The 17970-nt window shown below is 50.2% G+C and carries 15 protein-coding genes; 12 read left to right on the forward strand and 3 right to left on the reverse strand.

Features of this window, described 5'->3' with window-relative positions:
• Positions 1 to 4: 4 nt before the first annotated feature.
• From FOE74_RS18275 to porN, 7 genes are all read left to right on the forward strand, one after another.
• Entirely contained in the window at positions 5 to 1132 is a 1128-nt protein-coding gene (locus FOE74_RS18275) for a DUF4271 domain-containing protein (RefSeq protein WP_149100078.1), read from the forward strand.
• Between the two features lie 63 nt (positions 1133 to 1195).
• Positions 1196 to 1987 (forward strand): uroporphyrinogen-III synthase, encoded by a 792-nt coding sequence (locus FOE74_RS18280; RefSeq protein ID WP_149100079.1) that lies wholly within the window; start codon positions 1196 to 1198, stop codon positions 1985 to 1987.
• Between the two features lie 140 nt (positions 1988 to 2127).
• Positions 2128 to 3096, forward strand: a complete 969-nt coding sequence (locus FOE74_RS18285; protein WP_225840880.1) for a PorP/SprF family type IX secretion system membrane protein — start codon at positions 2128 to 2130, stop codon at positions 3094 to 3096.
• A 197-nt stretch (positions 3097 to 3293) separates the two neighbouring features.
• Positions 3294 to 4316, forward strand: coding sequence for a T9SS ring complex lipoprotein PorK/GldK (gene porK, locus FOE74_RS18290; protein WP_149100080.1), 1023 nt, complete (start codon positions 3294 to 3296; stop codon positions 4314 to 4316).
• 79 nt (positions 4317 to 4395) lie between these two features.
• Complete coding sequence (gene porL / locus FOE74_RS18295; RefSeq protein ID WP_149100081.1) at positions 4396 to 5193, forward strand: type IX secretion system motor protein PorL/GldL; 798 nt, start codon at positions 4396 to 4398, stop codon at positions 5191 to 5193.
• 59 nt (positions 5194 to 5252) lie between these two features.
• Entirely contained in the window at positions 5253 to 6842 is a 1590-nt protein-coding gene (gene porM, locus FOE74_RS18300; protein WP_149100082.1) for a type IX secretion system motor protein PorM/GldM, read from the forward strand.
• Positions 6843 to 6921: 79 nt separating this feature from the next.
• A complete protein-coding gene (gene porN, locus FOE74_RS18305) occupies positions 6922 to 7902 on the forward strand; it encodes a type IX secretion system ring subunit PorN/GldN (RefSeq protein WP_225840881.1) in 981 nt (326 codons plus the stop codon).
• Positions 7903 to 8247: 345 nt separating this feature from the next.
• Here porN and uvrC read toward each other — a convergent pair whose 3' ends face one another.
• From uvrC to porW, 3 genes are read right to left on the reverse strand one after another with little or no spacing between them, the layout of a single operon-like run.
• A complete protein-coding gene (gene uvrC / locus FOE74_RS18310) occupies positions 8248 to 10053 on the reverse strand; it encodes an excinuclease ABC subunit UvrC (RefSeq protein WP_149100083.1) in 1806 nt (601 codons plus the stop codon).
• Between the two features lie 15 nt (positions 10054 to 10068).
• Complete coding sequence (locus tag FOE74_RS18315) at positions 10069 to 12357, reverse strand: penicillin-binding protein 1A (RefSeq protein WP_225840882.1); 2289 nt, start codon at positions 12355 to 12357, stop codon at positions 10069 to 10071.
• Positions 12358 to 12367: 10 nt separating this feature from the next.
• Positions 12368 to 14947 (reverse strand): type IX secretion system periplasmic lipoprotein PorW/SprE, encoded by a 2580-nt coding sequence (gene porW, locus FOE74_RS18320; RefSeq protein WP_149100084.1) that lies wholly within the window; start codon positions 14945 to 14947, stop codon positions 12368 to 12370.
• Positions 14948 to 15293: 346 nt separating this feature from the next.
• On the opposite strand from porW, the gene FOE74_RS18325 reads away from it, so the two are divergent.
• The 5 genes from FOE74_RS18325 to FOE74_RS18345 all read left to right on the forward strand — a co-directional run bounded on the left by FOE74_RS18325 (position 15294) and on the right by FOE74_RS18345 (position 17953).
• Positions 15294 to 15530: an AtpZ/AtpI family protein gene (locus tag FOE74_RS18325; protein WP_149100085.1), complete on the forward strand. Its 237-nt coding sequence runs from the start codon at positions 15294 to 15296 to the stop codon at positions 15528 to 15530.
• 6 nt (positions 15531 to 15536) lie between these two features.
• Positions 15537 to 15920 carry a hypothetical protein gene (locus tag FOE74_RS18330; RefSeq protein ID WP_149100086.1) on the forward strand — a complete coding sequence of 128 codons (384 nt, stop codon included), beginning with the start codon at positions 15537 to 15539 and terminating at the stop codon, positions 15918 to 15920.
• Positions 15921 to 15964: 44 nt separating this feature from the next.
• Complete coding sequence (gene atpB, locus FOE74_RS18335; RefSeq protein WP_149100087.1) at positions 15965 to 17050, forward strand: F0F1 ATP synthase subunit A; 1086 nt, start codon at positions 15965 to 15967, stop codon at positions 17048 to 17050.
• 37 nt (positions 17051 to 17087) lie between these two features.
• Positions 17088 to 17342, forward strand: a complete 255-nt coding sequence (gene atpE, locus FOE74_RS18340; protein ID WP_149100088.1) for an ATP synthase F0 subunit C — start codon at positions 17088 to 17090, stop codon at positions 17340 to 17342.
• Positions 17343 to 17455: 113 nt separating this feature from the next.
• Positions 17456 to 17953, forward strand: coding sequence for a F0F1 ATP synthase subunit B (locus FOE74_RS18345; RefSeq protein WP_149100089.1), 498 nt, complete (start codon positions 17456 to 17458; stop codon positions 17951 to 17953).
• The last annotated feature ends 17 nt before the right edge of the window (positions 17954 to 17970 follow it).

Raw genomic sequence — 17970 nt, forward strand, 5'->3', positions numbered from 1 at the left:
GCGTATGCGGTTTTGGGGAGTGGTCTTGGGCCTGTGTCTTTGGGGCGGAGTTGCCTTGGGGCAGTCTATGCCCCTCAAGCCCTTGCTGTCTTCAGACTGGTTGATCTACCGGCCTGCCCAGGACAAACTGGTGCCGTACCTGCCCGAGTTCCATGATGAGCGGCAGGCCTTGTACCAGTGGGTGGTTCTGGATAAGTTCACCAACCCTAAGATAGAGTTTGCGGCCCGGCAGCAGCTGTGCCTTTTCCTAGATAACAGGCTGGTCTTTGTGGCTGATTCCACGGCCCGCTATACCCTGGATCTGACCCCCTACCTCACGCCGGGCAAAAAATACCTGCTCACGTTGTGGCATCCTGACCAGCAGCCCAATTATCCTTCTTTTAAAGTGCCTCAGGCGCCCATCACGGTGCTGAACACCAGGGCAGATGCCACCTATCGTCCGTTGGCCAAACAGCCAAATTCGCACCGCAGCGCCCTGGTTTTTTTTATGGTGGTGGTGGGGTTGATTTACGGCTCGCTCAGGATGACCTTCTATACAGACTTCGTGAGCATTTTCAGGTGGAGCAGCTTCACCAAACTGTCTACTCTGGAAGAGGGGTTGCTGGCTAAACCGGTGGGCAACTGGTCCAGCATCCTGTTCGTGTTAGCCTTCGCTCTTTCCTTTTCGCTGCTGATTGTAGCCGTGCATACTGATCTGGAAGACCTGACCCTTTTGAATCAATTATTCACGGCCACGCAGGCAGACCTCATTGCTAAGATCTTGCTGTACACATTAATAATATTCCTGTTTATCCTGTTCAAGTACCTTTTTCTCCAGTTAATGGGATTTATCTTTGGAGTAGGTGAGATGGTGCTGTCTCAATACCGTGAGTTTTTGCGGACATTGTTGGGGATGGGGCTGTTTTTGCCCTTTGTTCTGCTCCTGTACCTGGGCTTGTGGTCTTCTACCCCGCAAATAGTGTATTGGATTGCCAATGTGAGCATTACAGCCCTTTTAGTCTTTACTATGTTCAGGACTTTCTATACGGTTAGTAAAAAATATTCCCTTAAAAATCTACATTTATTTTCCTACCTTTGCGCCACAGAAGTGATTCCTCTGATGATTTTACTTAAGCTCATTGTTTTTGTATAGATTTCAGGAAAATAGGAATTATTGGGAATTTTAGATTAAAAGTTGTTAAACTACCTTCTAAAGATGGCTGACGGTAAAGAAGTGTTGGGTGCTGATAGACATTCAAAGAAAATTTCTAGTATTCTAGTCACGCAGCCAAAGCCGGCAAACGATAATTCTCCGTATCTGAGCATTGCTGAGAAATACGGGATCAAAGTAGATTTTAGAGCCTTCATTGAAATTGAGCCAGTTCCCTATAAGGAGTTCAGGAAAGACAAAGTCTCTATTCTAGACCACACTGCGGTCATCTTCACCAGCCGGAACGCCGTTGACCATTTCTTCAGGATCTGTTCTGAGGGGAAGATAGAAGTGCCCGCTGAGATGAAATACTTCTGTATCTCAGACCAGACCGCATACTATCTCCAGAAATACATCGTTCTGAGAAAACGGAAACTGTTCATTGGAGGCAAAACTGCTTCTGATCTCTTTGATGTGTTGAAGAAGCACAAGACGGAGAAGTTTCTGTACCCTTGCTCCAACATCAGAAAGGAAGATATTCCTGAGTTCATGCGGGCCAACGGCTTTGACTTCACAGAGGCAACCATGTACAAGACGGTGGCCTCTGATTTGTCAGACCTGGCCGAGGTGAAGTATGATTGTATTGCTTTCTTCAGCCCTTCAGGGGTGCATTCTCTGTTTGTGAACTTCCCAGACTTCAAACAGAACAGTACCCGGATCGCGGCTTTTGGTCCTACCACCGCCCAGGCTGTGCGTGATGCCGGGTTAGAGCTTGACATTGAAGCCCCTATGCCCAATGCTCCTTCTATGACCGGGGCCATTGAGGTTTATATCCAACAACATTCTAAGAAAAAGTAAACCTCAGCGTTACTTTTCCTTTATTTGTGCGTAGCAGGGCTAGGGTTGGTGAATTAACGTTAACTATTGGTAGTTAATAGATAATTTGTTAGCTTTTGCCAAAAGGCTCTTGAAGATCAAGGGACGGTTTAATGCTGTACATGATGCGCAAATTTGGTTTCCTGATATTCTTATTAGGGCTTTCTCTTCCCTTTGTGGGGCTGGCACAGCAGCTGCCGCAGTTTAGTCATTATGGTTTCAATGGGCAGTTCATAAGCCCGGCCTACGCAGGAATAAAGGGCCAGACCGAACTGAACGTGTTGTACAGGTACCAGTGGTTGGGCTATAACGCTACCTTTGATACCGGAGGCTCCCCTCGTACGGCATTGTTCACGGTTTCAGCGCCCGTGAGTTTCCTCAAAGGCGGGTTAGGGCTGGTGGTGATGAAAGATGAGATTGGGCCGGTAGATGTCTTCCATGCGCAATTAGCCTACTCCTATCACCTGGCTCTGGCGGGTGGTATCTTGGGTATCGGCCTGCAGGGAAATCTGACCAACATGAGCAAAGGAAGTTACCGGCCTAATGAGCCGGGTGACCCGAAGGTGCCCTTCAACAGCTCTGACCGTAAGTTTGACATGGGGGCAGGTTTGTGGTATCAGCATGAGAATTGGTACGCGGGTGCAGGTGTCACCAACCTGTTAGGGGCGGCTTACCAATTTGAGAGCGAAACCAAAGATCTTGGCTACGGCACCGTCACTGCCGAGAAGCACCTGATGGTGACGGGGGGGTACAACCTGGAACTTTCTGATGCCATAGACGTTACACCAACGGTATTACTAAAACAGGATTTAAATGCGGGGGTTACCTCTTTGGAAACAGGGGCACGGGCAACGTTCAATGATAAATTTTGGGGTGGGGCCGGCTATCGTTTCGGCGAGGCCGTTACCGGGCTGTTGGGCGTTTACCTGTTAAAAGACAATGCCTTGAGTTTTGGGTACGCCTTTGACTATACCGCCGTAGGCACGCAGGCTAAAAGTGCCACCTCCCATGAGGTTATGCTAGGATACAAGTTGCCAAAACCTAGAAATAATACAAAGCCACCTATCAGAACCCCCCGCTACTTTTTCTAAATCCCTACTTTTGAGTAATATGCATATGGCTAGCTTTGAGGGAATTGTTATCAAAATAAAATATTATTTTCTTTGGCTCGTTAGCTTATTGATCTTCAAGAAAAAACACTAGTTTTGTTTTTTGAATAAGGACTTAACGTTACTATCTTCAAAATTATACATGCTAAGCGGGAACGCTACTTTTTTCAATCAAGAATATGATTAAGTTTTTACAGTTTTCTGCCATTGCTCTAAGCGTAGTCTTGATGGCAGGTTGTGGTATGGGTAGAGATTCACAGGGTGATGTGATCGGGGCAGAAGACCGCCCAGAATTCAATCCTCAGGAAATTCCTTATGGAATGGTGGCCTGCCCAGGTGGTACTTTTCATATGGGGCAGACGGATCAAGATATCGCCGCCAGCATGTCTAACATGAACAAGCAGGTAACCATTGGTGGGTTCTACATGGATGAGACGGAGATCACCAACAATGAATACCGTCAGTTCGTGGATGCGATCCGTCAGGACTCACTGGATATTCTGGGCGAGGAGTTTGTCATGACCCAACTGTATCCAGATACCACCGTTTGGGTGAAGGACTTCACCTACCACATGGGTGATCCTCTGATGGAGTATTACTTCTCCCATCCGGCGTTTGATGACTTCCCCGTAGTAGGGGTTGACTGGTTTGCCGCCAAGTACTTCAACAACTGGAGAACCAAGCATAAGAATAACTACAATGTAGAAAGCGGCATGGCGCCAATGCCTAGCTTCCGGTTGCCTTCTGAGGCTGAGTGGGAGTATGCAGCCCGTGGCGGCCGTGACCTGGCAACCTATCCTTGGGGTGGCCCTTACCTGCGTAACGCCAAAGGTTGTATGCTGGCTAACTTCAAGCCAGGCCGTGGTGACTACTACAGCGACGGTTTCACATATACTGCCCCAGTAGGACAATATTATCCTAATGATTTTGGTTTATATGATATGGCCGGAAACGTGGCTGAGTGGTGTGAAGACGCTTATTCAGAGGCTACTGTGCCATTGGTGTGGGACTTGAACCCTACCTACTATAATGACAATGAGCCCCGCAAGATTGTTCGTGGTGGATCTTGGAAAGACATCGCCCACTTCCTGGAGACGGGGGTGCGTAACTTTGAATACCAAGATTCTGCCCGCTCCTTCATCGGTTTCCGTAGCGCCATGATTTACATTGGACGTTCTTCTGACTTTGACTTAGGAAGATAGTCTTTTGATAATATTTAATTAGTGCTATATTGAATTTATTTCTGAACCCAAATACTTACAAACTAAATCCTTCCAAAAAATGAGTAAATCTAGAGGCAACTTCTTCTACGATAAGGTGATGCCAAAAATCTATGGTATTGGTGCTGCAGTAGTGATTGTAGGAGCTTTGTTTAAAATACTCCACTTGAACGGTGCCAACGAGATGCTGATTGTGGGTCTCGGAACAGAAGCCATTATCTTTTTCCTGAGTGCGTTCCAGCCTAACCCTCCGCATGAGCCAGAGTGGGAGCGGGTATATCCTCAATTGCGTGATGACTACAACGGTCCGCTTCCTACCGTGCCTGCCGCTGCCGCTGGTCCTTCTATCACCGGTGACTTAGATAAAATGCTGCGTGACGCCAACGTGACGCCAGCCACTATCAGTTCTTTGGGCCAAGGCTTGAACAGATTGAGCGAGACCACTGCCCAGATCTCTGATTTGACAGACGCAACCGTTGCCACCAAAGAGTATGCAGCGCGTGTAAGAACCGCTACCGGTTCCCTTGACAAGATCAACGAAGCCTATGGAACTACCTTGCAGGTGGTGTCACAGATGGCAAACGCCACGGCAGATACCCAGGCCTACAATGCCCAGGTACAGCAGGTAACCAAGAACTTAGGCGCTTTGAACGCTGTCTATGAAATGGAGCTTCAGGATGCCAACAACCACCTGAAATCTATCAACAAGTTCTACGGCAGCATCACCAACGCTATGGAGAACCTGACCCAGGCCAGCCGTGAAACTGAACAATTCAAAGAAGAGGTAACCAACCTAACTAAGAATCTCCATTCATTAAACAACGTGTATGGCAACATGTTAAATGCCATGAGAGGATAATCTCTGCCAATCCTCTATTTAATTAAGGTTAACTAATAAAGTAAACACTATAGGATATTATGGCTGGAGGAAAAGAGACGCCACGGCAAAAGATGATCGGGATGATGTATCTCGTTCTGACGGCGCTGTTGGCATTGAACGTAAGCTCTGCAATACTTTTAAAATTTCAGTTTATTGACGCCAGCTTAATGGAGGTGAACAATAAAACTGTTTCAGATAACAAAGGAGCGGTAAAAGGTATTCAAGCAGCGGTAGCGGAAGGTGCCAGCACTGCCAAAGACAAGCAGGTAGTGGAGCAAGCACAGCAAGTAAGTGCTAAAACCGCTGAAATGGTCGCGTTCATCCGTGGATTGCGCACTGAATTGGAACAAGCTACTGGTGGAAAAGACGAAGAAGGAAACTATAAGAAACCAGAAGCCAACGAGATTGTAAACGAAGTAATGATTGGCGGCCTGAAAAAAGGCAAAGGGTATGAATTAGAAGCAAAACTGAACCAGTACGCTGAATTTTTACGCCCGTTCAACCCTAAAATGCCTCAGAAGCTGGCCATGAGCGGCTCTGAAGACCCACGAGTAGCCAACAACAAAGACCAACGCAGAAAGAACTTCGCGCAGTTGAACTTTGAAGAAACCCCTATGGTAGCCGCTTTGGCTACCTTGGCTCAGAAAGAGTCTGAAGTGCTGAAGTATGAAGCAGAGACCTTATCATTACTGGCTCAGAAAGTAGGGGCAGATATCATCAAGTTTGAGAACATCTTCGCTATGGCCAGTGCTGAGTCTAAGACGGTAGCGGCTGGTACTAAATACAGAGCAGAAATGTTCCTGGCTGCCTCTTCAGATGCGGTGACTCCTACTATGTCTGTTGACGGAAGATCTATTCCGGTAAAAGGCGGAAAAGGTACCATTGAGTTCACGGCTACTGCTGGTAACTATGACTCTGAAGGAAACGCGAAGAAGACTTGGAGAGGCCAGGTGCGTTTCCGTCAGGCAAGCGGCCGTGATACCACCTTTACCGTGACCCAAGATTACGTAGTGGCAAAGCCGGTAATGCAGATCCAGTCTGCCTCTATCAACTCTTTGTACTTCAACTGCGGAAACGAACTGAGTGTTCAGGTGCCGGCCTTAGGTGCGGTGTATGATCCTTCTTTCTCTGCCTCAGGGGCAACCGTGGTAAAAGGAGCTAAGAAAGGATTCTTAACCCTTATTCCTACGTCAAGACAAGTAAGACTGAACGTAAGCAGCGGTGGAAACGCCATTGGTTCACAGGAGTTCACCGTGAAACTGGTCCCAAGACCAAGGGTGGTTGCCTATGCCAATGGCCGTCCGGTTGATGTGGTGAAAGGAATGGCAGCACCAGGACCACGTGTGTTGGAAGTGAGAGCCGTTGCAGACGAAAGTTTTAAAAACCAATTGCCTAAGGATGCCCGTTACAGAGTAACCCAATATACGGTTTACCTGGTGCGTGGTAGCCGCCCCGTAGGCTCAGTAGCAGGCAACGGCCCAACTGTAAGCTTGGGTAACCTAGCTGCTCAGGCCCGTCCGGGAGACCGGATTGCCGTAGACGTTAAAGAAATACGTAGAATGAACTATCGTGATCAGCAGGAAGTTGTACCTTCTGATAACTCTAGTATCAACATTCAGCTTAACTAGTAAGAATATTTTTCTTAGTATCATGAAGAAATTAATTGTGTTGGGTTTAGCGGGTTTGCTTAGCATGCCGGTTGTTAGTATGGCGCAAAAGCGTACTACTAAGAAGTCAACTACTTCTGCGCAGAAAGCACAGCAAAGTGCGGCCGCTCAGGCTGCGGCTGAGAAAAAACGCCAGGAAGAGTTAGCTATGCAACAAGAAATGCAGAAGCAAGCTGAGATGGTACAGGCAAGAATGGACAGCTCTCTGGCTGCCCCTGCGTCGGCTAGACCTATCCCGGCCTCTGATGTGATGTTCAAGAAAACGGTTTGGAGAGCGGTGGATTTGCGCGAGAAGCAAAACCGCCCTATGTTCTCTAACGGGAAACAAATCACTAAACTGATCACAGAAGCGGTAAAAAGAGGTGAGTTACAAGCCTACCGGTCAGACACCCTGAACACGCCAATTCCTGCCCAGGAGTTCTTTGCGAACATGACCCCCGCTGAAACCAGCGGCGGGTTAACGGAGGCAGAGAAAGCAGCCGGTTTTGATACCCCTGCGGCAGTAGAGGATGATGGTTGGGGAACACCTGCTCCGGCAAAGAAACCCGCCGCTACTACCAAGAAAACAGGTACTGCTGCTCCAGCTGTAGCCGTGACTTCTGGTAATGAGCTTCTTCCTAATGAGCTTTATAAATTAGAGATCAAAGAAGACGTGATATTTGATAAGAAACGTTCAAGACTTTATCATGATATCCAGGCTATTACCTTGGTGATGCCAGCAAAATACAACAGCCTTGGGTTTGAGAAACCAATTGCTTCTTTCAAATACAGCGATTTAGCCAGGGTTTTCAGAGCCCATCCAGAGGAGGCAATTTGGTTCAACGCGCAGAATGATGCGCAGCACAAGAACCTGGCAGACGCCTTTGACCTGTGGTTGTTCAGCTCTTACATCACCAAAGTATCTAATGTCAATGATGCTCGTTTAGAGGAGCAATATGGTGCTGGCAAAAAAGGCTTATTAGCTGCCCAGCAAGCCATGGAAGAACTCATTGAGTTTGAGTACAGCTTGTGGAGCTACTAGTAGTTTTAAGCATACAATAAAAAAAGGAGGTCCTAAACGGCCTCCTTTTTTTGTGCCCCTTGGTTTGGTGAAAGGCGATTATTGAAATTCAGGCAGAACAGATTCTTATAGGGGTAATCCCTTGTGGTTGCCCCTTCTGCGCACCATCAAGAGCAATCAGAAGGGATTGCCCCCACACCTGAAAAACCTCTAGAAAAGTCAAAAGGAATTCCCCATTTAAAGCCTGTTTTTGGAAAAGCAACCTTTAAATAGAAGGTAATGCTCGTGAGTAGAAGCAGAAAAGTGAAGGGACGATTTATTGTTTAGGGGGCGTTTTCAGAAAAACAGAACCAAATTAGCTGGTTTCTATTTAGCGGTCTGGCCGAAGTACTCCATCAACAGGCGGGTCTTGCTTTTGCCTATCTCCTGTTCCAGTTCCTGCTGCGAAAGCTCCGCGATCTTTTTGACTGATTTGAACTTGCTAAGCAGTTTCTCTGCGGTGGCTGGTCCTAAGCCTTTGACTTTGGTGAGCTCGGTCTGCAGGGTGCCCGCGTCCCGCAGGGAACGGTGGAACGTAATCCCGAACCGGTGGGCCTCGTTGCGGAGGCGCTGGATGAGCTTGAGGGTCTCAGACTTTTTATCAATGTAGAGCGGAAGCGTATCACCAGGGTAGAAGATCTCCTCCAGGCGTTTGGCAATACTGACAATGGCTACCTGACCGTAGATGCCCAGGTCTTTCAGGGCTTTCACGGCCATGCCTAGCTGCCCCTTGCCCCCGTCAATGATAATGAGTTGGGGCAGTGAGGCCCCTTCTTCTATAAGCCGACGGTACCGGCGGGTCACTACCTCATACATAGAGGCAAAATCATCTGGGCCCACTACCGTCTTGATATGGAAGTGGCGGTAATCTTTCTTAGAAGGCTTGGCGTTGCGGAAACATACCATAGAGGCCACCGGGTTGTCTCCCTGAAAGTTGGAGTTGTCAAAGCACTCAATGTGTTTGGGTAGCTCCGTGAGGCGCAGATCGCGTTTCATGGTTTCCATGATCCTGACCTCATTGCTGTCTTTGGATTTGTCCTGCATGCTTTCTTTCTCTTTCCGCAGGTAGAGGGCGTTCTTGAGGGAAAGGTTCAGCAGTTTCCGTTTGTCGCCAATCTGGGGCACGGCAATGGTGATGTTTTCCAGGGGAAGGGTGAGGCCTTCAATGTTCACCAAAATCTCCTTGGAGTTGCTTTCAAAATCCTGGCGCAGTTGCATGATCATAGACGCCAGAATCTCCTGGTCCGTCTCTTCCAGTTTCTTCTGCAGTTCCAGCGACTGGGTGCCAATCACTGAGCCGTTCATCACCTTCAGGTAATTGATAAAGGCGCACTTCTCATTGGAGGTGATGGTGAACACATCAATGTTGGTCAAGGTGTGGCTCACCACCGTAGACTTGGCCTGGAAGTCATCCAGCAGGTCCAGCTTCTGTTTGAACTGGTGGGCTAACTCATACTGGTAATCAGCGGCGGCGGCAGACATGGCCTCCTTGAAGTAGTTCTTAGCTACCGCCAGGTTTCCTGAAAGGATGTTCCTTATCTGCTGAATGTGTTCATTGTATTGGCTCTCGTCATACAAGCCTTCACAAGGGCCTTTGCAGTTGCCAATGTGGTACTCCAGGCACACCTTGAATTTACCGGCCTCTATATTCGTTTGGCTCAGGTTATAGCTGCAGGTACGCAGAGGGTATAAAGTCCTGATCAGCTCCAGTACCACGTACATGCTGGTGCCACTGGGGTAAGGTCCAAAGTAGCGGGAACCATCATTAAGCTTATTGCGGGTACTGAGCACCCTAGGGAACCGCTCATTGGTGATGCACAGGTACGGGTACGTTTTACCATCCTTTAAAAGGATGTTGTATTTAGGCTGATGCTGCTTGATGAGGTTGTTCTCCAGCAAGAAAGCATCAGCCTCACTGTCTACAATGGTAAACTCAATGCGCTTGATCTGCGAGATGAGCTTAAGCGTCTTCTTGTTGTGCTGCTTAGAGGAATTGAAATAAGAGCTTACCCGTTTCCGGATGTCAATGGCCTTGCCCACATAGATGATGCCCTTGTCATCATAGTACTTATAGATGCCCGGGCGATGGGGCAAGTGCTTTAGTTGCTCTCTGATTGTTTCCTCCACAGCCATAACAATTCTTCTTCCTTAGAACGTCTCTTCCTCTACGGTTTGGGGTAGGGTTAGTGTTTGCTCTTGTTTTACGGAATCAGACACGGTAGGTACGGGAGCGGAATACCCACAATTGATGGAAGTAGATAGCGGTTCTGCCGGTTTAGGGAAAGGCGCCTTTGATACGTTCAACGATTTATCGGCGTACACCTTCTTCATGAACAAGGCGTAGATCGGCATGGCCAGTTTATTCCCTTGTCCGTAGGCAGCGCTCCGGAAGTGGATGCTTCGGTCTTCGCCCCCAACCCAAACACCTGCCGCCAGATCTGGGGTAATCCCCATAAACCAGGCATCAGAATAGTTAGAGGTAGTTCCGGTTTTGGCCCCTATCTCGTTCTTGAGTCCGTAGCGGTGGCGTAAGCCATAGTAGGCGGTACCACCGCGTACATCCGCGGAGCCTTGCAGCATGTGCACCATCAGGTAGGCTACTTCCTCACTAAGGGCTTCAATGGTCTTGGGCACGAACTCATGTAACACCGTCCCGTTCTTGTCTTCAATGCGCAGCAGGTACTGCGGCTGGTTCCAGACTCCCTTGTTCACGAACGTGCCATAGGCGCCTACCATGTCATACAGGGTCACGTCACTGGAACCAAGGCCCAACGCCGGAACAGGATCCAGAGGCGTAGTGATGCCTAACCGTTTAGCGGTAGAAACCACCACTTCCGGACCAAGCTTCTTCATGAGGTACGTGGTAATGGTGTTCACCGAGAAAGCCAGGGCCTCCCGTAGGGTGTACCTCCGTCCAGAGTACTTGCCGTCGCTGTTTTTAGGGGTATAGGGTTTGCCGTCGCCGGTGATGATGGTGACAGGGGCATCTACTACCTCATAGCAGGGAGAATAGCCTTGCTCAATCGCCGCGGCGTACACAAAGGGTTTGAAGACCGAACCCGGCTGGCGAGCCCCTTGTTTCACGTGGTCATACTTGAAGTACTTGTAGTTGGTACCGCCCACCCAAGCCTTCACCCTGCCGGTAAGCGGGTCCATGGCCATAAAGCCAGCTTGCAGGTAATGCTTGTAATAGCGCAGAGAATCCATAGGGCTCATGATGGTGTCTCTTTCCCCTTTCCAGGAGAAGATGCGCATAGGAATCTTATGGTTGAGGTGGTATTTGATGGAGTCTTCGTTGCTGCCATACTGCTCCACCAGGCTTCTGTAGCGGGCAGTGGTCTTCATCCTTTCCATCAGGAAGCCTTTGATTTCTTTCCCGTTGTCATTAACCCAGGGGTTACGGCCTTTCCATTGCTGGAAGAACTCTTTCTGCATCACCTTCATGTGTTGCTCCAGAGCCGCCTCCGCGTGTTGCTGCATGCGGGAGTCAATGGTGGTGTAGATTTTGAGGCCGTCTGAATACAGGTCATAGCCATTGTCGCGGCACCACTGGGCCAGCGACTTGCCAATCTCCGTCCGGAAATAAGGGGCCAGGCCTTTGTTCTGGTTCTCCACGTTAAAATCCAGCTTGATGGGCTTCACGCTGGCCGTCTGGAAGGTAGGCTCATCAATGAAGTCATACTTGAGCATCTGGCCCAGCACCGTGTTGCGCCGGTCTTTAGACCGCTCTGCGCGGGTGACCGGGCTGTAGAAAGAAGGCCCTTTCAAGACACCTACCAGGGTAGCGCCTTCTTCCAGGGTCAATTGCTCAGGGGCTTTGTTGAAGAAGGTTTTGGCGGCTACCTTAATCCCGTAGGCATTGCTCCCGAAGTCAACGGTGTTCAGGTACATGAGCAGGATCTCCTTCTTGGTGTAAGACCGCTCCAGTTTCACAGACATGATCCACTCCTTTGTCTTGATGATGAGCATGCGCAGGCCAGGCACATCACTGAGCAGGCCGTTGTTCAAATCATCACGGGTGCGAAACAGGTTACGGGCCAGCTGTTGGGTCAGCGTACTGGAGCCCCGGTCTTGTTTACCGGTAAGCTTATAGTAAGGAACGGCCAGGGTGCCCTTGAAGTCAATGCCAGAGTGCTCCTCAAACCGGATGTCTTCTGTGGCGATGAGTGCGTCTACCAGAGATTTAGGCAGTTGCTCATACGTAACGGGGCTGCGGTTCTCACGGAAGTACTTTCCTAAGAGCTGGCCATCTTCTGAATACACCTCAGAGGCAAGTTCGCTTTTGGGGTTCTCCAGGGTTTTGAGGTCTGGTAAGTCTCCGAAAAGGTTAAGGAAGTTGATGCTGACGGCAAAGACGTACAGCAGGAAGAACACAAACCCTCCGGCAAAGAGCAGCCAGAGTGCCGAAATGATTTTCCGGAACCTGGTATCAGGCATAGACGACATGCTATTGGTAATTTTTTTCAAAGAAATCTACGTACTGCGCGATATCTCCTAACTTTCTAAGTAAAGTCAAGTTAGCTTCAGTTATCACAAAGGTAGCAAATTTCGGGCCTTTTAAATTGGCTAAAGGAGAAGTGCGGGAAGCTTGTAGTTTGGCGTACTGTTGGGCAGACTGGAAATCGGGCAGCGCCCGCACCAGCAGCAGACTGGTACTGTCTTTAAAGGCCACCCGGTCCAGGGTAAGGTTCTTTTTAGGGTGGAAACGTTGGTTATACGTACCGTAAGCGGTCATGAGCTGGCGCAGAGGCAGGCTGTCACCAGTATGTACCACCACAAACAGGTGGGGTTTGTTGCGTTCAGTCTTGTAAGTGGGGGCTTCTTCGGGGCGCACCACGGGGGCAGCCGGTGCAGGCGCTTTGGCCAGTTCCCCGGATTCATAGCGCAGGTACAGGTTCATGAACTCACGAGCCTGGGGTTGCAAGGGGCTCTCTGGGTACTGGATCAGGAATTTCTCCATAGCCGCCCTAAACACCGCCGGCGACTGGGTGCGCCCGGTCACCAAAGCCCTAAGGAAAGCGCTTTGGTCCTGGATGTCGTTTTGGGGGTATTTTTGGGAAAGGGAGGCCAAAACGGCTAGCGTCTCTGGGTACTTCTCTTTTTCATACAGGGCATACGCAGAATCATACAGCGCATGGGCCGCCTTGTTTTCTACCGAGTAGGTCCGCAGAAAATCAGGCTGGTCAATAAGGCGGCTGTATTTAGAAGTAGGGAACCGCTGTTTCAGCGTCTGGGCATAAGTGCCCGCCTTGTCTGATTGCTGTTGGGCCTGGGCCATCACGTACAGGCTGTAGTACACTTCGGAGGCATGGGCAGAGGCAGGGAACCGCTCCAGGAGCTGTTGGAATGTTTCAGCGGCTTTCTGCGGCTCCCGCAGCCGCTGCTGGTAAATGTTGCCTAAGGTGAACAGCGCTTCCTCAATGCGTTTGTCTGAGGCCTGCTTTTGGGCCGGGGTCACCGGAATAGCGGCTAAATATTCTGCCTGCTTTTGGGCGGTGGCCGCGGCCTGGGCGCTGCTGTCTACGGTAGTGCCGGTTACCAAACCAGCCGTAAGCGGGGTAGCGCCAGAAGTGGTGGTGATTCGGCGCCAGTTGTCTTGCAGGGGACGTTCGCCCCAGGTGCGCAAGAAGTCATTGCGGGCGGTGGAGAGGGCGGCCGGGTTGTCAAAGTACCAGGTACTGCCTTGGGTGGCGCTGCCCCCTATGGGAAGCGTGGCGGTCTGGGTGCGGGGGCCAGCGGTAGCGTTGGCGGCAGCCAGCACAGCGGCGGCGGCTTGTTCCTTCTCCCGGTTAATCTGCTCGGCTACCCGTTGGGCACGCTCGGCAGCCCCTAATTTGGCGAGGGCCTGTAAACTGTCTTCAGACCGGATGATCTCTATTTGTTGGGTGAAGGCGGTCAGTACGGTGCGCCGGTCTGCCAGTTCTTCATACCCCAGGGTAGTAGGCGGCAGGAATTGGAGGGTGCTGTCATAATAGGCCTGGGCCAGTTTGTACTGCTGCAGGTTCTCATAATAGATCTGACCGGCCAACAGATAAGAATAGGCTTTCTGGGCCCGGTTAGTGCTGGAAGCCGCCGCAGATTTCTGAAGTAGGGCCAGCGCCTCTGGGTACTCCTTCTGCCGAAGCTCCAGTTTAGCCAGGTCATAGTAGATCTTGTCCAGGTACTCCCGGTTTTTATCGTCGCGGGTGAGTTTGAGCAGGAACTCCTCTACCTTCTGCTGATCCTCTACGTCTTTCAGTTCAGTGACCTGGGCCTGGTTCAGGTGGGCGTAGAAGCCCAATTCATAGGGAGGGCGCTTCTTGAGCACTTTGGCAAACTGGGTATAAGCCTTGGCGTCTTGGTTCGTGGCCTGGTACAATTGCCCCAGGATGAACCGCAACCTGGCTTCCCGGTCTCTTTCATCTGTGAAGGGAATGGCCTTTTCCAGGTTCTCTATCACCAGGGGCAGGTTGTTCTGGATTTGGGCCAGTTGGGCGCGGGTCAGCAGCAGTTCACGGCCATTGGTCTCGTTCATGCGCTCCTTCCGGAACTGTTCTGAGATGGAGAAGGCCTGGTCATAGTCTTTCTGCCGCATGGCCAGGCGCATCATCCAGATCATGGCCTCATGGCGGGCGTGGCGGTCTGGGCTGGTGGACTGCACAAACCGGAAGGTCTTGGCGGCCTCGGCGTCTTCTCCCTGGTAGTAACGGGCCTTGCCGATGAGTACGTAACAATCATCTATCCACCGTGATTTTGGGTGGCGCGCGATAGGGAAAGAGGCCCGCTTGATCACTTCATCCAGATCAGGCGCCAGGCTTCTCAACAGCGTGGTGTCCAGCGGCGGCAGAATGTCCAGAATGCGGTTGTAGTCATACACGTGGGCGGCTTCCAGGCGGGCCTCTACGGCCTCCATTTTCGCACGCGCCAGAAAATACCCGTTGAAGCGGGCGTTTACGTTGCGGTACGCCCGGCCCAAAGGCTTGTCAGGAGCGCAACCGGCTATGGTGCCCAGAAAGAGGAGGAACAGAAGAAATCGTGTCAGCTTCAACGTTGAGTCAGAAAGTTGGAATATGAGTAGAACTGCGCGCCGCCCATTTTATTTCATGCCGCTTTTTCTTAAAACGAACCATAAACGGGAAAGCGCGTACCAAGTGCTTTGGCCTTTGGCTGGGTAAAAACAAATTTACACCATTTTACGGTTTGTTACGCAGTACGCAAGGGCCAGGCTTATGGTAGTCACCAGCGCCTCGTTTTTTTGGTGACTACTTTGCGATTTGGACCCGTTTTGGTGAAAATACGCGAAAAACGGCGGAAACTATTCTATATAAAGCAAATCTTTCTGCCCAAGGTGCGCTGCCGTTTAGTACCTTTGCAGAAACAGGGGATAAACGCGCATGGAACCAACCCAACCGCCAACCGGGCCAAAGAAGAATTCCCAGGTGAAGCCGTACCTGAAGTACTCAGGGCTGGCCTTTCAGATGATTGCCGTTATTACCTTGGCGGCCGTTGGCGGACGCAAGTTAGATGCCCATTTTCAGAATGAGACGCCTTGGTGGACACTTGGGTTGCTTATAGTGGCGGTGTTTGCCTCTGTGTATTCAGTCATAGTGTCCCTTACCCGAAAGAATTAAAAGCTGGTGAAGTTTTTCAGAGGCATGCTGTTGCTCACTGGGTTGCTGGTGCTGCTAGTGACGGTACTGGTGGCCACTACCGGAGAGCAATTGGTTCATTCCTATGTCTGGTACATGCTGGGCTTCTTTGTGTTTGTGACCAGTTTCACGCATTATATTGGCCATCTGGGCCTAAAACATGATGCCGGGAACCTGCACGCCTACTTCTATGCCTCCATGGGGGTGCGCATGGTGTTCGCTATAATAGTAATTTTTGTATATAGATATTTTCATGACGAAAAGATAGTCCAATTCGTGATCAACTTTTTCGCCCTGTATTTTATTTATGCCGGATTTGAAATCTACGCATTGTTGAGTAACTTGCGCCAAAATTCAAAAAAGCATGCCTAGGGCAATGGGGTTGCATAAAAATCATTGCTTTTAATTAGCTCTTAATGAAGAAGATACTCGTTTACCTGCTTACTGTACTTACTTTTTCAGCCCAAGCGGCAGAATCACCCGAGGGAGGTAAATTCAGTCCCGGAGACATGATCATGCACCACATTGGTGATGATTACACCTGGCACTTCGCTGACGGGTTGGTCTTGCCATTGCCGGTTATATTATACGGGGAAAAGGGCTTAGATGTATTTTCTGCCTCTAACTTCTACAATGCCCAGCATGAAGTGCAGCCGTACAACGGGTATGTGATGGACCACGGGCATATCTATTATGCCAACCAAGATGGTACTCCCCGCACCCAGGTGAACGCGGAAGGCGTGGAAGAGCCCGTAGGGCCTTTGGATTTCTCCATCACCAAGAACGTGGCTTCCATGTTTGTGAGTGTGCTTCTGCTGTTCCTGGTGTTTATGACCATTGCCGGGGCGTACAAGAAGAACCGCGGCCGGGCGCCAAGAGGCATCCAGTCTTTCTTTGAGCCCATTATCCTCTTTGTCAGAGACGATATTGCCAAGACCAACATTGGCCCTAAGTACCAGCGCTTCATGCCGTACCTGCTCACGGTATTCTTCTTTATCTGGTTCAACAACCTGTTAGGCCTAGTGCCCGGCGGGGCCAACCTGACCGGAAACATTGCGGTAACCCTGGTGCTGGCGCTGATGACCTTGTTGATCACCGTGTTCAGCGGAAACAAATCGTACTGGGGGCACATCTTCAATACCCCGGGCGTTCCGTGGTGGTTGAAGTGGGGTATTCCTATCATGCCTTTGGTAGAGGTGATCGGGATTTTCACCAAGCCTTTCTCTTTGATGGTCCGGTTGTTTGCCAACATCACGGCAGGCCACATCATCATCCTGAGTTTGTTCAGCTTGATCTTCATCTTTGAAAGCATTGCCATTGGTCCGTTGAGTGTTGCCTTTGCGGTCTTCATGAACTTCCTGGAGTTGTTTGTGGCCCTGCTGCAGGCGTACATTTTCACCTTGCTTTCTGCCATGTATTTTGGCGGTGCGGTGGAAGAACATGACCACCACCCTGACTTAGGGCACGGTGATGCGCCCCACGCTGTGGCAGCAGCCCATTAATCTGAATTCTTTTTTTTTTAACTATATATATACTACTATGTTAGGATTATTGCTTGCATTGTCTCTTGGCTCAGGCTACGCGATCATGGGTGCCGGTATCGGTGCTGGTTTAGTGGCGCTTGGTGCCGGTTTGGGTATCGGTAGAATTGGTGGCTCTGCCATGGAATCTATCGCCAGACAACCAGAGGCTGGTGGACAGATCCAGACTGCGATGATTATCGCATCTGCCCTTATTGAAGGTGTTGCCCTCTTCGGGGTGGTAGTTTGCCTTCTGATCTCGTTCATCGACTAGATGAAATTATCGCCTCGCCCGTCCTGACGATTGGTCTGGACGGGCCGGGGGGATAAAGAGCCGGTAGTATATACGTTGAGAAAAAAAGTACTTTCGTTAAATAATCATACAAGATGAATCCATTAGTAACCCCAAGTTTCGGATTACTTTTCTGGCAGGTGGTCACCTTTTTGGTGGTTCTTTTGCTGTTGTCTAAGTTTGCCTGGAAGCCGATCATGGCGGCCCTGCGTGAGCGGGAAGAAAACATTGACGCAGCATTAAGCATGGCCGAGAAAGCCAAGCTGGAAATGCAGGCCTTGAAAGCCGACAACGAGCGCTTGCTGAATGAGGCGCGCGCTGAGCGGGAGCGTATCTTGAAAGAAGCCACTGAAGCAGCGAACCACTTAGTGGAAAGTGCCCGTGCCAAAGCCACCGAGGAAGGCCAGCGCATGATTGAGCAAGCCCGCGTTTCTATCGTGAATGAGAAAAAGGCAGCTTTAACCGAGGTGAAGAACCTGGCGGCTACCTTGTCTATTGATATTGCCGAGAAGCTGATCAGACGGGAGTTGCAAGATGAGCAGGCGCAACGCGCCCTGGTACAAAGCTATCTGCAGGAAACCCACCTGAGCTAAGAACGCACGGCGAGCTG

Source organism: Rufibacter glacialis (genome assembly GCF_008271745.1).
GTDB lineage: Bacteria > Bacteroidota > Bacteroidia > Cytophagales > Hymenobacteraceae > Nibribacter > Nibribacter glacialis.

What these genes read in the sequence shown, in the direction of transcription:
- atpE (WP_149100088.1), top strand. Translation starts at nt 17,088, where the DNA reads ATGTTAGGATTATTGCTTGCATTGTCTCTTGGCTCAGGCTACGCGATC.
- FOE74_RS18315 (WP_225840882.1), bottom strand. Translation starts at nt 12,357, where the DNA reads ATGCCTGATACCAGGTTCCGGAAAATCATTTCGGCACTCTGGCTGCTC.
- FOE74_RS18285 (WP_225840880.1), top strand. Translation starts at nt 2,128, where the DNA reads ATGATGCGCAAATTTGGTTTCCTGATATTCTTATTAGGGCTTTCTCTT.
- atpB (WP_149100087.1), top strand. Translation starts at nt 15,965, where the DNA reads ATGAAGAAGATACTCGTTTACCTGCTTACTGTACTTACTTTTTCAGCC.
- porM (WP_149100082.1), top strand. Translation starts at nt 5,253, where the DNA reads ATGGCTGGAGGAAAAGAGACGCCACGGCAAAAGATGATCGGGATGATG.
- porN (WP_225840881.1), top strand. Translation starts at nt 6,922, where the DNA reads ATGGCGCAAAAGCGTACTACTAAGAAGTCAACTACTTCTGCGCAGAAA.
- FOE74_RS18280 (WP_149100079.1), top strand. Translation starts at nt 1,196, where the DNA reads ATGGCTGACGGTAAAGAAGTGTTGGGTGCTGATAGACATTCAAAGAAA.
- porL (WP_149100081.1), top strand. Translation starts at nt 4,396, where the DNA reads ATGAGTAAATCTAGAGGCAACTTCTTCTACGATAAGGTGATGCCAAAA.
- FOE74_RS18325 (WP_149100085.1), top strand. Translation starts at nt 15,294, where the DNA reads ATGGAACCAACCCAACCGCCAACCGGGCCAAAGAAGAATTCCCAGGTG.
- FOE74_RS18275 (WP_149100078.1), top strand. Translation starts at nt 5, where the DNA reads ATGCGGTTTTGGGGAGTGGTCTTGGGCCTGTGTCTTTGGGGCGGAGTT.
- porK (WP_149100080.1), top strand. Translation starts at nt 3,294, where the DNA reads ATGATTAAGTTTTTACAGTTTTCTGCCATTGCTCTAAGCGTAGTCTTG.
- uvrC (WP_149100083.1), bottom strand. Translation starts at nt 10,053, where the DNA reads ATGGCTGTGGAGGAAACAATCAGAGAGCAACTAAAGCACTTGCCCCAT.
- FOE74_RS18345 (WP_149100089.1), top strand. Translation starts at nt 17,456, where the DNA reads ATGAATCCATTAGTAACCCCAAGTTTCGGATTACTTTTCTGGCAGGTG.